At 65.4% G+C, this 18370-nt stretch carries 18 protein-coding genes; 14 read left to right on the forward strand and 4 right to left on the reverse strand.

Annotation, left to right across the window (positions count from 1 at the left end; genetic code table 11):
- Positions 1-14: 14 nt before the first annotated feature.
- The 4 genes from IFT54_RS12255 to IFT54_RS12270 are packed head-to-tail and all read left to right on the forward strand — an operon-like array spanning position 15 to position 3853.
- Positions 15-2048, forward strand: coding sequence for a hypothetical protein (locus IFT54_RS12255; protein ID WP_192070844.1), 2034 nt, complete (start codon positions 15-17; stop codon positions 2046-2048).
- A gap of 33 nt (positions 2049-2081) precedes the next feature.
- Positions 2082-2558 (forward strand): hypothetical protein, encoded by a 477-nt coding sequence (locus IFT54_RS12260; RefSeq protein WP_192070845.1) that lies wholly within the window; start codon positions 2082-2084, stop codon positions 2556-2558.
- 9 nt (positions 2559-2567) lie between these two features.
- The gene (locus IFT54_RS12265; RefSeq protein ID WP_192070846.1) at positions 2568-3221 is read left to right on the forward strand and encodes a papain-like cysteine protease family protein; all 654 of its coding nucleotides are present in this window, start codon (positions 2568-2570) and stop codon (positions 3219-3221) included.
- A gap of 5 nt (positions 3222-3226) precedes the next feature.
- On the forward strand, positions 3227-3853 hold the full coding sequence (locus IFT54_RS12270) for a hypothetical protein (protein ID WP_192070847.1): 627 nt from the start codon (positions 3227-3229) through the stop codon (positions 3851-3853).
- Between the two features lie 87 nt (positions 3854-3940).
- Here IFT54_RS12270 and IFT54_RS12275 read toward each other — a convergent pair whose 3' ends face one another.
- On the reverse strand, positions 3941-4231 hold the full coding sequence (locus IFT54_RS12275; RefSeq protein WP_192070848.1) for a hypothetical protein: 291 nt from the start codon (positions 4229-4231) through the stop codon (positions 3941-3943).
- Positions 4232-4321: 90 nt separating this feature from the next.
- On the opposite strand from IFT54_RS12275, the gene IFT54_RS12280 reads away from it, so the two are divergent.
- Positions 4322-4735, forward strand: a complete 414-nt coding sequence (locus IFT54_RS12280; RefSeq protein ID WP_192070849.1) for a hypothetical protein — start codon at positions 4322-4324, stop codon at positions 4733-4735.
- A gap of 343 nt (positions 4736-5078) precedes the next feature.
- Entirely contained in the window at positions 5079-5237 is a 159-nt protein-coding gene (locus tag IFT54_RS12285) for a hypothetical protein (RefSeq protein ID WP_192070850.1), read from the forward strand.
- Between the two features lie 338 nt (positions 5238-5575).
- Here the strand turns inward: IFT54_RS12285 and IFT54_RS12290 are convergent, their stop codons facing one another.
- The gene (locus tag IFT54_RS12290; protein ID WP_192070851.1) at positions 5576-6187 is read right to left on the reverse strand and encodes a TetR/AcrR family transcriptional regulator; all 612 of its coding nucleotides are present in this window, start codon (positions 6185-6187) and stop codon (positions 5576-5578) included.
- A 129-nt stretch (positions 6188-6316) separates the two neighbouring features.
- Here IFT54_RS12290 and IFT54_RS12295 point away from each other — a divergent pair, with 129 nt between their 5' ends.
- The 6 genes from IFT54_RS12295 to IFT54_RS12320 all read left to right on the forward strand — a co-directional run bounded on the left by IFT54_RS12295 (position 6317) and on the right by IFT54_RS12320 (position 12015).
- Positions 6317-7495 (forward strand): MFS transporter, encoded by a 1179-nt coding sequence (locus IFT54_RS12295; protein WP_342354821.1) that lies wholly within the window; start codon positions 6317-6319, stop codon positions 7493-7495.
- Positions 7496-7711: 216 nt separating this feature from the next.
- Complete coding sequence (locus tag IFT54_RS12300) at positions 7712-7978, forward strand: hypothetical protein (protein ID WP_192070852.1); 267 nt, start codon at positions 7712-7714, stop codon at positions 7976-7978.
- 79 nt (positions 7979-8057) lie between these two features.
- Positions 8058-8381: a hypothetical protein gene (locus IFT54_RS12305; protein WP_192070853.1), complete on the forward strand. Its 324-nt coding sequence runs from the start codon at positions 8058-8060 to the stop codon at positions 8379-8381.
- 101 nt (positions 8382-8482) lie between these two features.
- The gene (locus tag IFT54_RS12310; protein WP_192070854.1) at positions 8483-9157 is read left to right on the forward strand and encodes a response regulator; all 675 of its coding nucleotides are present in this window, start codon (positions 8483-8485) and stop codon (positions 9155-9157) included.
- Positions 9158-9310: 153 nt separating this feature from the next.
- Positions 9311-10666, forward strand: a complete 1356-nt coding sequence (locus tag IFT54_RS12315; protein ID WP_192070855.1) for a sensor histidine kinase — start codon at positions 9311-9313, stop codon at positions 10664-10666.
- Positions 10666-12015 (forward strand): sigma-54-dependent transcriptional regulator, encoded by a 1350-nt coding sequence (locus IFT54_RS12320; protein ID WP_192070856.1) that lies wholly within the window; start codon positions 10666-10668, stop codon positions 12013-12015. The genes IFT54_RS12315 and IFT54_RS12320 overlap by 1 nt, the downstream gene beginning before the upstream one ends.
- A gap of 192 nt (positions 12016-12207) precedes the next feature.
- Here IFT54_RS12320 and IFT54_RS12325 read toward each other — a convergent pair whose 3' ends face one another.
- Positions 12208-12873: a haloacid dehalogenase type II gene (locus IFT54_RS12325; protein WP_244648915.1), complete on the reverse strand. Its 666-nt coding sequence runs from the start codon at positions 12871-12873 to the stop codon at positions 12208-12210.
- 316 nt (positions 12874-13189) lie between these two features.
- Between IFT54_RS12325 and IFT54_RS12330 the strand changes: the two genes are divergently transcribed.
- Together IFT54_RS12330 and IFT54_RS12335 are read left to right on the forward strand one after the other, a co-directional pair.
- Positions 13190-16198, forward strand: coding sequence for a TonB-dependent receptor (locus tag IFT54_RS12330; protein WP_192070858.1), 3009 nt, complete (start codon positions 13190-13192; stop codon positions 16196-16198).
- 63 nt (positions 16199-16261) lie between these two features.
- A complete protein-coding gene (locus tag IFT54_RS12335) occupies positions 16262-17029 on the forward strand; it encodes a DeoR/GlpR family DNA-binding transcription regulator (protein ID WP_274602288.1) in 768 nt (255 codons plus the stop codon).
- Here the strand turns inward: IFT54_RS12335 and IFT54_RS12340 are convergent.
- Positions 17026-18348 carry a POT-type proton-dependent oligopeptide transporter gene (locus IFT54_RS12340; protein WP_192071088.1) on the reverse strand — a complete coding sequence of 441 codons (1323 nt, stop codon included), beginning with the start codon at positions 18346-18348 and terminating at the stop codon, positions 17026-17028. The genes IFT54_RS12335 and IFT54_RS12340 overlap by 4 nt on opposite strands.
- Positions 18349-18370 lie beyond the last annotated feature (22 nt).

Genomic DNA, 18370 nt, shown 5'->3' on the forward strand with positions numbered 1-18370 from the left:
CGAAGGAGACCGACATGATTAAAGCCTGCACCAGATGCGGCATCTCCACCCTGGCGATGCTCGCGGGAGCCTGCACGACGCAGATCTCGACGCTTCCGGACGTCACCATGACCCCTCCGCAGGCGGCGTTGCCCGGGACGACCTACAACCTCCCGATGCTGCAGTATCGGATCGAGGTCACCCGCACGCTCTCGAATTGTCCAACAACCAGGCTGATCCCGGCTGCGGACGGCTCGTCCTCGCAGCGGGAGCTGTTCGTCGATCCGACGCTGACCTTCGACGTCAAGGTCGTCGCCACTTCGCAATACGTGCGCGGCGAGTCCTACGTGGTCGATTACCGCTCCCTGTCCAATCTCTTCAAGCAGACGGGATTCGGCTTCGCCAACTACCCGGAGACCGGCAACCTCAAGTCGATCAACGTGTCGGCGGACGACAGGACGGGAGACGTGCTGAAGGACGTGGCGTCCGTCGGGTTGACCGTCGCAGCGCTGGCTGGAGGCGGTCCTCTCGCGGGCGCCGCGATGGCGCCGGCGGTGCTCAGGGTCGGGGCGAGCGACACGGGGGGCGGAGGCGTGAAGGGCCTCGCCGCCAAGCCGGTCAAGCAGATCAACGCGGAGGACGACGCGGCACTCTACGAGCTCGCCGGCCGTGCGATCAAGCGGTCGACCTTCATCGACTGCGCGCAGTCGGCCCGCGAGGCCCTCGCAGCCCGCGAGAGCAGTGCGAAGGAGGTCAAGGCGGCGACGGCGGCCCTGACGGCGATCACCGCGCGGGTGCGCAACGGGACGCTAGTTGCCGGCGTCAGGGGTCTGTCCCCGACGGTGAAGGCCGGATATGCCGCCACGCTCGCCAAGGACCTGAGCGCGCTGGATCAGGCCCAGACCTTCCTTGAGGCGAAGACGCTGGCCAAGGGCAAGGCCGACGCGATGCTGCTCGAGACGAGCCCGCGTGTCTGGCCGGAACGGCTGTCGGATCGGGCTGGCCCGCTCAACGCCCCCGAGAAGGTGCGGGACGCATTCACCTCCCAGATGGGGGAGAGACCCGCGCAGGCGAGCCGCGTTCTTGACGTGCACGGCTTCGCGGTGCTCCTAGCCGCCTTCCGCGTTCGGCAGCCCGAACGCTTCGAGCGCCTCGCCGCCCGCTACGCATATCTCAGATCCTACCTCCTCCCGAACGGCGCCTCTCCGCCCAAACCGAGCGAGGGCCCGAGCGCGTGCAAACCGGGCGATCCCAGCCTCGACGTCTCCGCCTGTCTCACTGCTTCGCTACAGCTGGCGATGAGGCTCGACACCGTCGAGATGAACGGCGGAAGGTTCCTCGAAGGTGGATGCGCAGGTTTGGACCCGGAGTTTCCAACTCTCGATTGTCGGAAAATGCTAGAACTGCCGACGTCTGGCGTGTCGGGCGGGCGCGTGACGGGCGGTAGCGGGCGGTCGGCAACTCTCGGTTCGGAGGTAGTGGACGCTTGGGAGTTCCGGAACGGCGAGGCGGTTCCGAAAGGGGGCGTGTTCATCCGCCAGCCCGTGCGGGCGCGGCTGCTCGTGTGCCGCGGCGCGACCTGCGACGCGAACACGTCGGAGAACCTGCTCGTGGTCGATCCCAAGGCCGCGCCGACGTTCGCGCCGCAACTCGGCCAGCTCCGCTTCCTGCCTTTCAGGAACGTGGCGTTCCAGTCCAACGAGCTGGCGCTGGAGCTGGCCGCCGACGGCACCATCGCCAAGTTCGAGTATAGGGACAAGGCGGCGATCGCGGCCGGTATGGCCGCCACCGCCGCCGCGATCGCGAAGCAGGCGGATGACGATCGCACGAAGCGGCGGGACGAGGCCGCCAAGGCCCGGACGCAGGGGGTCGCCGATCTGCAGGCGGAGATCGATGCCCACGAGAAGGAGGCCAGGCTGATCGAGCTCCGGACGCCGAAGACCGCCGATCAGCTGGCGGCGGACCGGGAGATCGCGGACCTGAAAGCCAGGACGGCCCTGCTGGACGCTAAGTTCGCCAGGCAGAAGGCCCACAACGATCTGCTCGCAGCGGGAGGGAGAGATGACTGACCATGCCGGATCACGCAGGATGGGAAAGGTGAGATGACCGAAGCGTCGAAGGTTGTTCCTCATGTCGGCGAGAATAAGGGAGACCTGGACAAGGGTGCCGCCCGGCTCCCGGTCTACACGCTAGTCGCAGCGGCCCTGCTCGCCGTCGCCTGGCTGATCGCCTCGTGGCTCATGTATGAGCGGTTCGTGCCGCCCGGTCAGCCCGAAGCGTGGGACCGGGCGCTCGTGCTCTACAATGGGCTGTCCGCCGTCGGCTTCACCGCGATCGGCGTGCTCCTGGGGACGCAAGTTCAGCAGGTGAACGTCGCGGCCGCGCGGCGAGAGGCCGCGTCTGCCAGGCAGGGCGAAGCCGAGGCCAAGTCGGGTGCGGCCGCGACCAAGGCCGGTGCGCGTGCGGCCGCTAAGGCGGCCGGCGCCGGAGACGACCGCGGCGGCGCCGGCGTAACCGATGCGAACGCGGCGCTCGTCCGCCTGGCGCTCGTCCGCAACCAGCTGATCGACATCCTGTAGGAGGGAAAGATGCAAATTCCGGCTTTCATGGGAGCGCCGCTGGCGCTGCGATCATCGGATCGTGGTGGAGCGCCGTCGGGGACCGAGCACGTCGTTCCGGGCTTCGAGCTGGTCTGCCAGGAGCAGACGAATTGGTGCTGGGCTGCGGTGACGCAGGCGGTCGAACGGCTGGATCACAACCCGGTCGAGCAGGCCGACATCGCCACCGACCACATCGCCCGAAGTCGACCCGACGAGGGTTGCGACGTGTTCGATCCGGCCGATGTCGAGGAGCGCGCCTGTGCGGAGGCCAGCTGCGATGCCCACTGCAACTCGCCCCATTCGCTCACCGCCATCCTTAACGAGCGTGGCCGTCTGCGGGAGAACGGCGGGCTGGGCCGCATTAGCTTCTCCGCCCTGAAGGCCGAGATCATGGCGGGTCGGCCGGTGCCGTGCCGCATCGCCTGGCAGACCGGCGGTGCGCACTTCGTCTGCGTCGCGGGGGTGTCGGACGGAGGAGCCGGCAAACGGTTCGTCCACGTCTACGACCCGCTGTTCCCGGGACTGGCCCAGGGGAGGGCCGACCGCTTGACCATGCGCTTCGACACGTTCCGGGACGGCTACGCCGACCGCACGGGCGAGAAGGTGCTGGGCGAGCAGAGCCACGCATATCTGGTAGGATGAGAGCCATGACGATCATGTCCAGAGCAACACCGGAGTCCGCCGACGCCTTCGTCGCGGACGAACTGCAGGCGGTCAGCCGTTCGCGCGGGCGCGGCGACTTCAACACGGCAGCCGCGGACGCGGGAGGAGGTGCCTCCGTGCCGACGGGGGCGGGTCTGCCGCTTTACGGCATGCCGCTCGCCGCTCTGACCGAGGCGGCGCTGAGCGACGGGTCCGATGCCGCGCTGGGCGAGGCGCGTCAGCTGGGCTGGAGATACCTCATCAGCGACGCGCGCGGCCCGAAGATCGTGGACATGCTGGACCAAGACGGTGGGAAGCCGGCGGCGATGGTCATCAAGGGATCGCTCGTGGACCGCTTCGGCAAGGCGGGCGCCCTGGCGGAGGAGGATGCCCCTGATCGACTGTTCGAGGCGCGCGTGCTCGATTTCGGTCGTCTGGGCATGAGCGAGCTGTGGCTGCACTGCGAGGACGGCCCCGACGTCTTCTACTCGCTCGCGACACCGGAGCCGTCTCGGCGCGAGGCCTCGGAGGTGCTCGGGGAGGCAGGCGACCGCGCGCGTCGGCAAGCGAGGCTCTCCGACGGTGGCGGTGGTAAGTCGAAGCGGCACCGGAAGGATGATCGCGGGGGGTGAGCGATGACGCCCGAAGTGAGCGCTGCCGGCGACCGCACCGCGGGGCGTTGGCAACCCGGCGATGCGCCTTGACTGCAAGCGTCGTCGCTAGAGCAGTTTTCGTGCGACGTGAATCGTTGAGGGATGCCCAAGCGGGTTGAAGTCTGATTCAGCCGTGTGTCCGGTGGCGGGAGGCCGGGCATATGCCGCGCGCATGATGTTCGAGAATATAGCCTGCGACCGCCCCTCGACCGTTGCGGCGTTGAAACGGGCGGAACGTGCTCCGAAGTGGTCGACCGTGCTGCAGCCCGGCAGCAGCAGGAAACCAGCCATCGTCCTCGTCCGCCAGGCGTGCCGGAATGCGGTCGAACTGCGCCGCTTGAGAAACAGGCTTGTCATCGATCCCCCCCTCAGCCGATGCATCGGGCAATATAAAGCGCAGCTTAGTCCAACCGAGTCGACGGCTATTCATCGGGGGAAGAAGCGATCATGGTCAAGGGAACTGGTATTTTCCAAGTTGGCGACTTATTCGACCCGCTCGAAGATATGCCGGACGACGAAGGGCAGGTTATCGGGCTCGTCCGCCCTCACCCGGATCTTGACGACGTCTTCCAGATGGCCAGACTGGAATCGACGGAGGACTGGCACGACGTGCACGAGAATGACGTTGCGGGGTTCTCCCCGCTCCGGTCTAGCGGACCGGAAGGCGGGCCGAGGCTGGTGCGCATCTTCCTCCGGAGCGAGAAGCGGCACGCGCTGTCGGAGGTCGCGACCGACCGCGCGGGCGCGGTGGAGGGCGCCACTGAGGCTTTGCGGAGGAACGCCGCGACGAGTGTCCTCTTGGCCGGTGCGCAATACTGCTACTTCGACGCGAACGGACGATATGTCTGCATTCCGATCTGAGGTCCAGGCGGGACGCGCAGGGGTAAGCGGGTGGGGACCGGGTCTCGTCGCCGTGAAGGGGCCCTCGCCGCGCCTCGTGCGTGACCATTCCGCCGCGGCATCTCCGGCCGGCACGTGGGCTCGGTCCACGAGGCGGTCGCCACCCGCGTCGTCGACGTGGACGGGTCGGCCCCGGTCCACGCTCGCGGTGGCGTCACCGGACCCAACCCGAGGAGAGAGCCGGAGCGGGGGCCAAGGGCGCGCAACATCGGGAGTTCGCCTAAGCTGCTAGCATTGCCTTCACCTATCCTGCTTTCGCGTCTTTTATCTCGACGATCTGTCGCTCCACCGTGACCTCTACCTGATGGAAAAGGTCTCACTCGCTGAGTGGGAGGCCGAATATAGCAAGCTCGCCGAAGCCGAGAGCGATTCCGACGATGAGGGCGGTGACCCTTACAGCGTCGGCTACATCGCCGGGCAAGCGCGAGCGTCGTCTCAGCGGCGGGTGACCGCCGCGAGGTGATCGCGACTAGCGCTTGCGCGGGACCGCTGCGAGAAGACATGCCGGATCGACGCTTCGAGCGGTGCCACCAGATTGTCTGCAAAGGCGGCGCTTGGTCCGCCTCTCCCGGTCCGGAGCGCTCTCGGCCCGAGCTGGATGACGAGTGGCCGGTTTCGGGATCGCTCAGAACCAAGCTGAACGGCTGAGATTAGGGCGCTAACCGACCGTTGGATCAGTTATGAACGATTGTCCGAAGTCGGGAAGCAACAGGGGCAGTCCGGACGTCCGCTTCTGGGTCTCCGTATAGATAGTCCGCGGGTAATTCAGCGTACTTCGGACCGCCACGTACAAACGCGGCCCTAAGGCCGGCCAGAGTTTGCATCCCAAGCAGCCAATGCCTGCGTGACCCCCGCATCGAGATCTTCGTGAGAGACGCCATCGCGAGCCTGAAGAGAAAGGCCGACCAAAAACCCGTCGAACAGCGTGGTCAGTCCGGCCGGATTGGTGTCGTGCCGCAGTGTGCCATCCTCGATCGCCGCGTCGACACAGGCCCGGATCGCCGCACGGTTCGCTACCCGCTCCGCTAGGGTCAGCGCTTGAACGGATCTGCCATCGACAGAGCAGATAGTGCTCGAGAGCGTGACCATGCAACCAGTCGGATGGGCAGGGTCGGTCTGCATCTCAGCTGACCGGCGCAATGCTTGCTCTATGCGCTGCCGCGGCGAAAGCCCCTCATCATGCAAGGCCAGCACCACCTTGCCATGCGTTGCGCGATAGTCTTCTAGAGCGGTCCGATACAGGGCCTCCTTGGACCCAAAGGCCGCGTAGAAGCTCGCTGACGAGATGCCGCCCATCGATTGGCGCAATTGCTCCAGCGACACGCCTTCGAAACCATGCTCCCAGAACAGGTGCATTGCCTGCCCGACTGCTTTGTCACGATCGAATCCTCGCGGGCGTCCGGTACGGGCCATGTCATCTTCCTTCGCTGACTTCTGGAGTAGTCGGTCCGGAAGTCGTTGACAACCAGTAGCGCATCATACACTTGTGGATCATTCAGTCCACAAGTGAGGTATTCTATGGCACATCCAATACCCGTACGCGTGGAAGGTGGGCGCGATACGCTGCCGATCGCTGCGCTTCTGGCGCTCGCCATGACCGGCTTTACGGCTATCCTGACGGAAACGCTGCCGGCCGGCTTGCTGCCCAGCATGTCGGAGGGACTTGGCGTTTCCCAAGCGCTCGCGGGGCAAACCGTCACTGCCTATGCCGTGGGTTCGCTGGTCGCCGCGATCCCATTGACGGCCTGGACGCAAGGATTGCGCCGCAAGCCGACGCTGCTGGCGGCAATCATTGGCTTCCTGATCTTCAACACGATCACCGCCATATCAGGTAATTACTGGCTGACCTTGGTCGTGCGCTTCCTGGCCGGTGTGGCGGCCGGCCTCGCCTGGGGTATTTTGGCAGGCTATGCGCGGCGGATGGTGATCGGCCCGCTCAAGGGCAAGGCGCTCGCGATCGCGATGGTCGGTACCCCCATCGCGCTCTCGCTCGGTGTACCAGCGGGTGCCTTTCTCGGCGCGACCGTGGGCTGGCGGGCGGCGTTCTTCGCGATGTCGGGAACGACGGTCTTGCTGATCGGCTGGGTGTTATGGGCAGTGCCCGACTTCGCCGGCCAGTCAGCGCACCGGCGGTTGTCGATTGGAGCCGTCTTCAAGACGCCCGGAATCCGCCCTATTCTCGCGACGATTTTCGCCTGGATGACCGCGCACAACATCCTCTATACCTATGTCGCGCCGTTCGCCGCGCTGTCGGGCCTGCAAGATCGGATTGATGTGCTGCTGCTCACCTTTGGCGTGGCAGCGCTTGTGGGTATCTGGGTGACGGGGCTGCTGGCGGACCGGATGTTGCGCCGTCTGGTGCTGGTCAGCCTGGTCACGTTCGTCTGCGTCGCGCTTGCCGCCATTCTGTTTGGTACGATCCCTGCGGTGGTGATCGCCGGTATCGTTGTCTGGGGGGTATCCTTCGGCGGTGCAGCAACCCAACTGCAGACGGCGTCTGCCGATGCTGCAGGTGACGGCGTCGACCTCGCCAATGCGATGATCACGACCGTCTGGAATAGCGCAATCGCCGCAGGCGGCATCGTCGGCGGCATCTTGCTCGATACGTCGGGTGCAGGCACCTTCTCGTGGGTCGTGCTCGCGCTTTCGCTGACCGCGCTCTGCATTGCTGTCAGCGCGGGTCGCCATGGTTTCAAACCCGGTGCGCGCTCGCCCGGGTGATCGAAGGCGCACGTTGTCTCGATGTATTTCGGGATCGAGCGTCAGGCGCGGGATTGGCGCAACCACGTACCGCGCTGAACCGCCATGTTCGGGCAATCTACGCCTGTCACATCCTCTTGGTGACCACCAGTGCAAGGTCGCAGGAGAGTGACATGATCACAAGACTTATGCCGGCCGCGGTTGCGTTCATTATGCTTGGCACGAACATTGCTGCCAATGCTCAACCCGGCGACCGCGGCTCCCGATATGAGCAGGCGGGTGACCGCGGCGAGATCCGTCGTGGTCGACCCGGCCGTGACCAGATCCGGCATCGCCCCGGTCGATACGGCGACCACGCGCGTCGGCACGACGACCGACGGTATCGCGGTCGATACTATAATGAAGGCCGCTATTATAATCAGCGGTACCGGCATCATGGCGGCTGGCGGTATCGCTAGAACGCATCGACGGTCTGAGCGAGATCACCCGTCCATCCGGCAATAACCGATTGGCCACGTGCCATCGAAGACTCGACCACGGATACCATCACGTTGGTCGACCACTCACAACCATGAGAGATCTTATGATTAAACTGAAAGTTAATGCCCGAGGGTTGCGCCGCCTTGCAATCGGGGCAACCATGATGGGTGCCGTTATGCTCGGCAGCGGGGCCACGGCCCAGAAGCGAAAGGATCAGGCGGCCTGCGCCAAGATGGGCGCTAGTCGCGGCTCGCCAGCCTATACCGGCTGCATGATGCAGCAACAGCGCCGACGCGACCGGCAGAACTCGACTCTCATGGAGCAGCAACTGATGGCGCAGGAACTGGGCCGACCTGCCCGGGAGAAGCTCGCGGAGAAGCGGGCGCGCAGAGCCCGCGAAAAGGACCGCGCTGGTTACGAAGAGTAGGCCGGCATCCGGGGTGGCGTCGTGCCGGCTGTTCGACAACCATCCCACCCAGATCGGCTGGAGGATGGCGATTCCATTGACGTCGACAACGAGGTGCCCCGGTGCGGATTCTCCTGATCGAAGATGAGTTTGAATTTGCCGACACGCTGCGCGGTGCGCTTGAGCGCGAGCAGTTCATCGTCGATCATGCCGACCGGCTGGCGATGGCGCACGAGGTGACGCGCAGCTTTAGCTATAACCTCGTCCTACTCGACCGGACCTTGCCCGACGGGGACGGCCTCTCGATCATCCCGGCACTCCGCGCCGACAATCCCGGGCTGCCGATCATCGTGCTAAGCGCGAAAGGAGAAGTCCTGGACCGTGTCGCCGGACTCGACGAAGGGGCTGACGACTATCTCATCAAGCCGTTCGCGCTCGAAGAGATGTTCGCGCGCATCCGTGCGATACGGCGTCGTCCGGCCGAACTGGGCGCCGACGAGGTTCGGGTCGGCGCACTGCTCTTCGATCTGACCAACGAGGAAGCGACCGTTCGGGGTGTCCGGGTCGACCTGGCCCGCCGGGAATTGCTGGTGCTCGGATCGCTCGTGAAGCGACGCGGCAGGACCGTCCAGCGCGAAGCGCTCGAACAGGCGGTCTATGGGTTCGACGATGATATCCAATCCAATACACTCGATTCCCATGTTTCGCGGCTTCGACGAAAACTTTTCGAAGCCGGGGCGGAGGTCGAAATTCACGCGATCAGGGGCGTCGGCTACCTTTTACGCGCGCTGTCATGACGGCACGGCAATCGCGATCACTGAAACGGCCCTTGATCGTTCAGCCGCTGATTTTTCAATTTGTAACGCTGTTCATATCGTTCTGGGTTTGCCACGATCGTAGGCCTCATATTCGGAGTGGGTAAGGTTGTGCCGTGGCACGGCTTCCCTGGCATGTTCGTGCCGTCAATCGTCGGCTGGGGCGTGCTGGGTTTCGCCGGCCTGTTGTCGGTGATTGGCCATCTTCGTCTCACGCAGACCTGGGTGCAGCAGCAAGGGCAGCATCGCCGCCAGGCCGGCGCGGTATTCGTCTCCAGCCTGATCGGTCTCGTCGCACTCACCGGCTTCACCTTCCCCGCGCTCGGGATCGACGCCTATCCTTGGCCGGTCCTGCTGCTGCCGCGTTACTCGGTCGCCTTGGTCTACGGCATCCTGCGGTATCGCTTCATGGCGACGGACCTTTGGGCTCGGCGTGGGCTCGTCTGGATTCTGCTCGTGGCGCTGGCGGGAGCGGACAGCGTAGGCATCGCCACGGTGCCGCTCGTGCTGGCCGGCCGGCCAGCGGGCCTGTTAGCGACCTGGGCAGCGCTCGCCGCGACGCTTGCGCTCGGCATTCTCGTGCTCGCCCCGCTCAAGCGGCTGGCTGATGCGGTCGTGTTTCCCGGCGGCCGGGTCAGAGACGCCGACGTCGCAGACTGGCGCGACCAGCTAGCCGGAGCGACCGACACGACGGAACTCGCGACGATCGCCAATGTGTTGCTCGTGCTGCGGCTGAACTTGCCAGTGGTCGACGACGGTCCGTCATTGGCGGTCACCGGCGAAACGGTGACCCTGCGTGGCTGGAACGATGCGCCGCCAGCGACACGCCACGTCGTCGACCGGTTCGCCGGGCTCGTTGAGGAAACTGCGCGCCGCCTTGCAGCCGCGCACCGGCTGGTTGATGTCGAACGCCAAGCCAGGATGATCGAACTGGGCGAACTGGCCGCGACCGTCGCGCACGATCTGCGCAACCCTCTCGGGATCGTGACGATGGCAGCAACGGGTGCCCCGTCCGAGGTGCGCGCGGAAATCAGCGAACAGGTTGCGCGGATGAATCACCTCGTCAGCGACATCCTCGATTATTCGCGTGCTTGGACGGTGGTGCCGCAGCCCATTCGCCTGATCGAGCTCGTCGGGCAGATGGGCGTCGGACTCGAAGTGCCTGAGGACCTGAGCGTCATGGCTGACCGCCGGGCGCTCGTCCGAGTGCTCACCAACCTCGTCAACAACGCGCGCGCGCTCGGCACGAACGTCACCATCGTCGCCGCAGAGGGCCCCCCTGTGTTCATCGACGTCTGCGACGACGGGCCCGGCATCGCTCCCGAGATCGTCGACAACCTTTTCCGCCCGTTCGTTTCGCGCCGCCCCGGAGGCACCGGCCTGGGCCTCGCCATCGTCCGCCGCATCATGGAGGCGCATGGCGGAACCGTCACGCTCGCTTGGCGGCCTGGCTGGTCGACCTGCTTCCGTCTTACCTTCGGAGATATGTAATGAGCGGCATCCTGCTGGCCGACGACGAACCCGCCTTCCAGCGGCTCACCGGCGCGTGGCTGCGCGGTCTCGGCCATGACGTCCGCGTGGTCGGCGATGGCGACGCCGCCCGTGCCGCCTTTGCCGAGGCACCCGCCGACCTCGTCCTGCTCGATCTCGCGATGCCACCGCACCATGATCCAGAAGCCGGGCTGGCGCTGATCGCCAGCTTCGCGCCTGCGCCCGTCATCGTCATGACCGGCCATGCCGACCACGCGCTTGCGCTGAAGGCCATTGATGCCGGCGCATGGGATTTCCTTGCCAAACCCGTCGACCCCGACATCCTGCGCATCGTCGTCGCCCGCGCGATGGAACGCGCGGGCCTCGCGCGCGAACTCGCTGCGCTCAAGGCTCGCGAGACCGGTGCCGAGGACATGGGACTCATCGGCACTACACCGGTAATGGCCGCATTGCGCGACCTGATCCGGCGGGTCGCACCGACCCGTCTGCCCGTTCTGGTGCTCGGTCCAAGCGGTACCGGCAAGGAGCTGGTCGCGCGTGCGCTCCACTTTGCCTCCCCGCGCGCCGACCGGAAGCTCGTGCCTGTCCATTGCGGTGCGATCCCGCCCGAGCTGCTCGAAAACGAGCTGTTCGGCCATCTCAAGGGCAGTTTCACCGGCGCGACGAGCGACCGTCCTGGGCTCGTCGAGACCGCAGCTGGCGGCACGCTGTTCCTCGACGAAATCGGCGAGATGCCCGCGGCCATGCAGGTCAAGCTGCTCCGCTTCCTGGCCGACGGCAGCTTCCAGCCAGTGGGCGCGCGCGAGCCGCGTATCGCGGACGTCCGTATCGTCGCCGCGACCCACCGCGACCTCGCTGCCTGCGTTGCCGACGGCAGCTTCCGCGAAGACCTGTATTACCGACTGAAGGGCGTCGTTCTGCGCACGCCGTCACTCGACGAACGCCCGACCGACGTGTCCCTGCTCGCCACGGTTTTTCTACGCCGCGCCAGCGACGGCACTGGCCAGTTCGCACCGGACGCGCTGGACTGGCTGGCGAAGCGGCGCTGGCCCGGTAACGTCCGTGAACTGCGCTCGGCCGTCGAATGTGCGGCTGCGTTGGCCCCTCGATCGGCAATCGGCGTCGATGTCGGCGCAGCCGATCTCGCCTTCGCCGTCGGCGACGCCGTCGCAGACCTGCCAACCGTCGGCACGCCACAGACGCTCGAGGAGGAGATAGCAGCGCTTGAGTACCGCCGTATCACCGAGGCGCTGGTACTGACCGGCCATAACCACACTCACACCGCCCGCAACCTCGGTCTTTCGCGGGTCGGCCTGCTAAAAAAGCTAGATCGGATGGGACTGCGCTAGGTTCGTCGACTGTCAGTCCGTAGGCGCTGAACAGAGTACGGCAGTTTTCACCTTCCCTGATACTGAGACCCAGAGCCGGACGTTCGAGAGCCCTTGGCGGCGTCCCGACTTCGGCCATTCGTTCACATCGAATGGGACCACGCGTGTAGCGAGTTGGACCACACCAAGACCGTTGGCTGTAAAGGCATTGCGCTAGTGTCTAGCTACGATCGCGCGCGCGGCCTCGTCGACGTCACGAGCAACAAGCGTCGGTTGCGGAATGCCGTCCAGGACTAAAGGTGCGTTCACGCCGCGCGTGACCAGGGCGGCCTTCCATCCGAAGGCCTGCGCGCCGATCGTGTCCCATGTATGGGCTGCGATCAGCCAGATAGTGTCTGGCGACGATCCCATGGCATCCTGCACCAATTGATAGGTCGTAGGCGTCGGCTTGAACCGATGTACGGTATCAACGGTGAACCGGCGGTCGAACATCGGGCCCAGTCCTGCCCTGTCGAGCGCATCAGGCCCGGGACTCTTCGGCGAGTTGGTAAGCGTGACGATCGAGCATCCGGCGTCTTTCAGCGCAGCCAAACCGGCAGCGACATCGGCATGTACCGGCATATCGGCCGTCAGCGCGCCAAGCTGGCGAACATGGTCGTCCGTGACCGCAATGTCGTAGATTTCGCCTAGCATCCGCAATACGCCACCGCCCAGCTTGCCGAACGGGATGTAAGGCCCGGCCAGCGAGACCGCTTCGGCGTACAGGATGACCTGCGCGAACCATTCCCGCGTCCGACCGGGAGCCGCGAAAATTTCGGCGAAGAAGGGCTCAAGGAACTCGATATCGAGCAGCGTCTCATTGACGTCGAATACGATCAACGGTCGTTTATCCATATGCACGCGTCTCCAGGCTCCATCTCAGGCGTGATGCCACACACCTAACGATCATAGGCGGTGGCCCGACCCCGTATCCGCCATCATTTTGCAGTTGCTCCGGTTCTGAACCTCAAGACCTGCGGGCCGACCTGCCGCTAAGCGCTGAGACCGCGAAATCTTGTCTGCCAGCGCCCTGCCTCCCCCTACCGCCTAATACTGTTCGTTTTATGATTGATTGTCACAGAAACTCCACAACCCTCGACTAGATGGCCTTCAGCAGCGCGGGTCACCCGCACTGGCGGCTACAAAAGGGGTTCTGATGTTTCGGTCCACGCGACTTTCGTCGCGCGCAGCTCTGCGCGCATTGCTGATGCTCGGCGCCACCGCCGGGGCCGTCGTGTTGGGGACTGTGTCGGTCGACGCGCAGGACTATACCAACATCGCCGCATCCGGCCGGGTAACGCAGGAGGATGGAATCGCGATCGTCGGTGCCGAGGTCAAGATCACGTCCTCCGATCGCGGTGTCAGCCGCAGCGCGGCCACCGACGTGACCGGCAGCTACACGATTCCCCAGCTGCCCCCCGGCAACTACGACGTCACCATCACCGCGAAGGGCTTCGCGACCTATAACGAGCGCAGCATCGCGCTGACGCGCGAATCCGGTGGCGCCAACAGTTTCCGGCTCGTGCCCGCCGACCAGAGCGGCGACATCGTCGTCACGGGCACCCGCCAGCGCGTCGCCGACTTCCAAGACACGACGGTCGGCAGCACGATCAATCTCGGGTCGCTGACGACGCGCGTGCCGATCGGCCGAACGTTGCGCGACGTCATGCTGCTGACCCCGGGCGCGGTCCAAGGCTCGTCGCCCTCCAATGGCGGCTTTGCAAACCAGGTATCGATCGGCGGCGCTGCTTTCACCGAAAACGCCTTCTACATCAACGGCCTGAACGTCACCGACTTCGTGTCGGGTGGACAGCCAGCCGAAGTGCCGTTCGACTTCTACCAGACCGTCGAGGTCAAGACCGGCGGTGCGCCCGCCGAATTCGGCCGTGCGACCGGTGGATATGTGGTCGCCACGACCAAGTCCGGCACCAACGCATACCATGCGAGCGTGACGGGCATCTGGGATCCCGAAGGCCTGCGCGGCAGCGCGCCGTCGACCCGCACGGTCGACTATGCCCACGCAACCGCCAGCCGTAAGGAAGCGATCTTCCAGGCGAGCGGGCCGATCATCAAGGATCACCTGTTCATCTACGGCCTCTACAACCTGCGCGAGATCCGCTCGCAGACGCCGCAGGCCAATCAGGACAACGCCACCGGGGTTGCCAACACCAGCCCGTTCTGGGGCGGCAAGATCGACGGCTACATCACCGGCGACCATCATCTCGAATTCACCTATTTCGACACCACCAACGAGACGCGCAACCGCAGCTATAACTGGGATCGCACCGCCGACAGGCTAGGCGCCGAGACGGGCGGCACCAATGCGCGCGCCGGCGGAATCAACTATGTCGGTCGTTATACCGGCACCTTCACGCCGTGGCTGACGCTGTCGGGCGCATATGGCGTCAACAAGCTGCGCTCGGGCAGCGTGCCGCTCGATGTCACCAACCCGCAGGTCATCGACTATCGCAGCGACCCCGCCGGCATCCAGATCGGCGCCAACAAGGTCACTGACGCGTTCAGCAGCACGGACAACAAACGCGAATTCTACCGCGTCGACGCCGACCTGCAATTCCAGTTGCTGGGCGCGCATCACGTCCGCGGCGGCTACGACCACGAGAAAAACACCCAGACCCAGACATTCGAGACGATCGGCGGCGGCGCGTACAAGATCTTCAACGTCACCGCGGAGTCGGCGGCGCGGATCGGGGCACCGGTCGGTACGCAATATTATACCACGCGCGTCTACGAACAGAGCGGCGTCGCGCACGTCCGTAACGAAGCCTTCTACCTGCAGGACCAATGGTCGCTGTTTGACAATCGGCTGCGGCTCGACATCGGCGTCCGCAACGATCGCTTCAGCAACCAGGGGGTCAACGGAAAGTCGTTCTTCGAATCGGGCAACCAATGGGCGCCGCGCCTGGGCGCCGCGTTCGATCCGGTCGGCGACGGACGCACAAAGGTCTTCGGCTCCTATTCGAAATATTACCTGCCGATGGCCGGTGACATCAACCTGAACGTCGCCGGCAGCCTGGTGACCTACACGCGCTACAATGTGTTCACCGGGGTAAGCGGCACGGGCAGCGTACCGAACGCCGGCGCACCGATCCTGTCGGTCGTCAACACCACGGCCTGCCCCGACACCGGCATTCGCAACTGCGAGGTCTCTGCCGACGGCTCGGCGTTCAACCCGGCCGGCGCGATCGCCACCAACATCAAGCCGCAGTCGGACAACGAGTTCATCATCGGCGTCGAGCACCAGTTCAGCGACCGGATCCGGATCGGCGCATACTTCACGCACCGCGCGCTGACCGACGTGATCGAGGACATCTCGATCGACGGCGGTGCGCGCGCCTATTGCGTCGGCGCCGGGTTCACCGCGGCGGCGTGCCAATCGGCCTATCCGGGGGGCAGCCAGTTCGTGATCGCCAATCCCGGCCGCGACGTGACGACGCAAATCAACAAGCTGCCCGACGGCACCACCCCGACGGTAACGCTCAAGGCGTCCGAACTCGGCTACCCCAAGCCCAGCCGCAACTACAACGCGCTGACGCTCACCTTCGATCGCAGCTTCGACGAGAAATGGAGCCTGTCGGCGTCGTACACGCTGGCGTTCGACAAGGGCAATTACGAGGGCGGCGTGCGTTCGGAAAACGGCCAGCTCGCGATCAACCGCACCGCGGACTTCGATTCACCCGGCTTCGTCAACGGCGCCTATGGCTACCTGCCCAACGATCGCCGCCACAGTTTCAAGGCCTATGGCAGCTACCGGGTGTTCGAGGCGCTCGATCTCGGCGCCAACATGCTGGTGCAGTCGGCGCCGCATTACAGCTGCATCGGCGCGGTGCCGCTTGCAGTCGATGCCTATGCGAACACGTATCACGGCTATGGCTATTATTGTCAGGGCACGCTGATCCCGCGCGGGACGGCGTTCACCGGCGACTGGCTGGCGCAGTTCGACGTCAGCGCGGTCGTCCACCTGCCGATCCCGCATCTGCAGGCGTCACTGCGCGTGGACGTGTTCAACGTCTTCGATAGTTCGGCGACGACGTCGTACAATAACTTCGGCGAGTTGAGCGACGGGTCGGCAAACTCGGACTATCGCGCGCCGGTCAACTACCAGACGCCGCGCTCGGTGCGTCTGACCGCGGTCGTCGGATTCTGACGCCTCCTCGGTCGGCTCGCGCTTGCCAGTCGGCCGAGGCATGGAGCATGTCCTAACCCGACGATGGAGGCCGAAATAGAGAAGCGATCACGACGCCAGCACGAGATCATGGCGCGCCTGCGCGGCGGCCGGACGCTGTCGGTCAGCGCGCTCGCCGCCGAGCTGGCGGTCTCGGACGAGACGATCCGGCGCGAGCTGCGCGCGCTCGAGGATCACGGCGTCATCATCCGCGAACATGGCGGCGCGCGGATGACGACGCCCGTGCATGAAGGACCGCTCCACCAGCGCATGGAGGAGAATGCCGACGCAAAGCTGCGCATCGCACGCGCCGCCGCCGAACTGATTGAGGACGGTGCGATCCTGTTCATCGATTCAGGCACGACCAGCTGCTTCATCGCCCGGCATCTGGCCTCGCGGCGATCGCTGACCGTCATCACCAACTCGCTGCGCGTCGCGACCGACCTGGGCGGGATCAACAACAACCGTCTGTTCCTCGCCGGCGGTCAGATGGACTATGACTATCGCGCCTTTTCCGATCACGTCGCGCAGGACTATGTCCGCGGTTTCACGCCACATCTGGCGATCCTGTCGGTCGGCGGCATCAGCCTGGAGCGCGGGCTTATGGACTTCCATCCCGGCGAGGCAACGATGAGCCGGATAGCCTATGCCACGTCGAAGCGCGTGCTGCTCGCCGCGGACGCGTCGAAGTTCGGGCGGTATGCGCTGATCCAGACCGCGGCGCTGACAGACGTCGACCTATTGGTGACCGACAAGCCGCTCGCGGACGAATACGCACGCGCCTTCGCTCACGCCGACGTCATGATCGCCTAACGAAGGCGCCGGGCGAGCGGGGGCCCGGCGACGAGGATCAGCATGGCGCCCCCGCCCGCGACGGCGGCGTGCAGCAGCCAGAAATGCGGGCTGGTGACCCGCTCGTAATACACGCCGCTGAACCCCGCCCACAGGCTCGAGACGAAGCCATGGAGATAGAATAGCCCCATCCAGAAGCCGATCAGGCGGCGCGGCGCAGCCCCCGCGATTAGGCTTAGCGCGGAGGGCCAGATCAGCACGATCGCGCCGTCGATGAGCAGGAGATAGACCAGCGTCCAGGGCAGCCCGAGCAGCGCCCCGCGGCTGATCGTGTCGCCGAGCGCCAGGACGAGGTACCCGGCCGCGCACAGCACGCCGCCGAGGAATATCTGGACCAGCGACCCGACCTGGATACCGCGCCGCGCAAACGCTCGAGAGAGCAGCCCCGCCCCTGCGATCAACGCGAGCGTGAACACGCCGTCGAGCGCGAGAAACCAGGCGACCGGCATGGTCCAGCCGAAGATTTGCCGATCGGTCCGCTCGCGCGCCCAGAGCAGGAAGATGTTGCCGAGTTGATCATAGGCCGAATAGCAGAGATAGACCGAGGCCAGCGCCACCACGAGCAGCGCGGTTGCCGGCGCATTTCCGGCCGGCGATCCTGGCGGCGATGCGCTCGGCACCTGATGCTCGACCAGGTCACGGCCGGTCATCGCGCACAGCGCCAGCCCCCCTGCGACCGCCGCCGCGGCTGCGCCGATCGCGTAGCTCGGGCCCGCGAACGCGGCGAGCGCGCCGCATACCAGCGGGCCGCAAATGATCCCGGCATTCAGACAGCCCAGATAGGCGGTATAGCCGCGCCGCCGCTGCGCGTCGTCGCGGAACAGCAACCCGACCTGCGCGGACAGGTTGCCCTTCAGCAGCCCGGCACCCACGGCGAAGGGCATGAGCCCAAGAAGGAAGGTCGGTTCGCTGAGCATCAGCGTCAGGCCAAGCAGCATCGCGACGCCGCCGATTGCCACCATCGCGCGCCGGCTTGCGATCAGATCGCCGATCAGACCGCCGACCGGGACCGCAAGGTAGATGAGCGCATTGACATAGCCGTAGAATTGCGAGGCGAGCCCTGTCGTGGAGACGGGACCGAACATCGCCAAGCTCGCCTCGCGCAACACCGTTGCGCCGACGATGCGCGACAGGTCGCCGATCAGCAACCGATCGACCAACAGCAGGACGAGGAGAGCCTTCATCCCCGACACCGCGAACCGTTCGAGAAACTCCATCGCCGCGAGCGAGAGGAAGCGCGGCGTGAATATCCTGTCGTCTACGGTCACGCCGCCATGCATTCCGTCCACCCTGCCCACGGAG

The organism is Sphingomonas sp. CFBP 13714, assembly GCF_014842205.1.
GTDB classification, from domain to species: domain Bacteria; phylum Pseudomonadota; class Alphaproteobacteria; order Sphingomonadales; family Sphingomonadaceae; genus Sphingomonas; species Sphingomonas aerolata.

What these genes read in the sequence shown, in the direction of transcription:
- IFT54_RS12275 (WP_192070848.1), bottom strand. Translation starts at nt 4,231, where the DNA reads ATGACAAGCCTGTTTCTCAAGCGGCGCAGTTCGACCGCATTCCGGCAC.
- IFT54_RS12280 (WP_192070849.1), top strand. Translation starts at nt 4,322, where the DNA reads ATGGTCAAGGGAACTGGTATTTTCCAAGTTGGCGACTTATTCGACCCG.
- IFT54_RS12315 (WP_192070855.1), top strand. Translation starts at nt 9,311, where the DNA reads ATGTTCGTGCCGTCAATCGTCGGCTGGGGCGTGCTGGGTTTCGCCGGC.
- IFT54_RS12290 (WP_192070851.1), bottom strand. Translation starts at nt 6,187, where the DNA reads ATGGCCCGTACCGGACGCCCGCGAGGATTCGATCGTGACAAAGCAGTC.
- IFT54_RS12320 (WP_192070856.1), top strand. Translation starts at nt 10,666, where the DNA reads ATGAGCGGCATCCTGCTGGCCGACGACGAACCCGCCTTCCAGCGGCTC.
- IFT54_RS12270 (WP_192070847.1), top strand. Translation starts at nt 3,227, where the DNA reads ATGACGATCATGTCCAGAGCAACACCGGAGTCCGCCGACGCCTTCGTC.
- IFT54_RS12305 (WP_192070853.1), top strand. Translation starts at nt 8,058, where the DNA reads ATGATTAAACTGAAAGTTAATGCCCGAGGGTTGCGCCGCCTTGCAATC.
- IFT54_RS12285 (WP_192070850.1), top strand. Translation starts at nt 5,079, where the DNA reads ATGGAAAAGGTCTCACTCGCTGAGTGGGAGGCCGAATATAGCAAGCTC.
- IFT54_RS12255 (WP_192070844.1), top strand. Translation starts at nt 15, where the DNA reads ATGATTAAAGCCTGCACCAGATGCGGCATCTCCACCCTGGCGATGCTC.
- IFT54_RS12265 (WP_192070846.1), top strand. Translation starts at nt 2,568, where the DNA reads ATGCAAATTCCGGCTTTCATGGGAGCGCCGCTGGCGCTGCGATCATCG.
- IFT54_RS12335 (WP_274602288.1), top strand. Translation starts at nt 16,262, where the DNA reads ATGGAGGCCGAAATAGAGAAGCGATCACGACGCCAGCACGAGATCATG.
- IFT54_RS12330 (WP_192070858.1), top strand. Translation starts at nt 13,190, where the DNA reads ATGTTTCGGTCCACGCGACTTTCGTCGCGCGCAGCTCTGCGCGCATTG.
- IFT54_RS12260 (WP_192070845.1), top strand. Translation starts at nt 2,082, where the DNA reads ATGACCGAAGCGTCGAAGGTTGTTCCTCATGTCGGCGAGAATAAGGGA.
- IFT54_RS12300 (WP_192070852.1), top strand. Translation starts at nt 7,712, where the DNA reads ATGCTCAACCCGGCGACCGCGGCTCCCGATATGAGCAGGCGGGTGACC.
- IFT54_RS12340 (WP_192071088.1), bottom strand. Translation starts at nt 18,348, where the DNA reads ATGCATGGCGGCGTGACCGTAGACGACAGGATATTCACGCCGCGCTTC.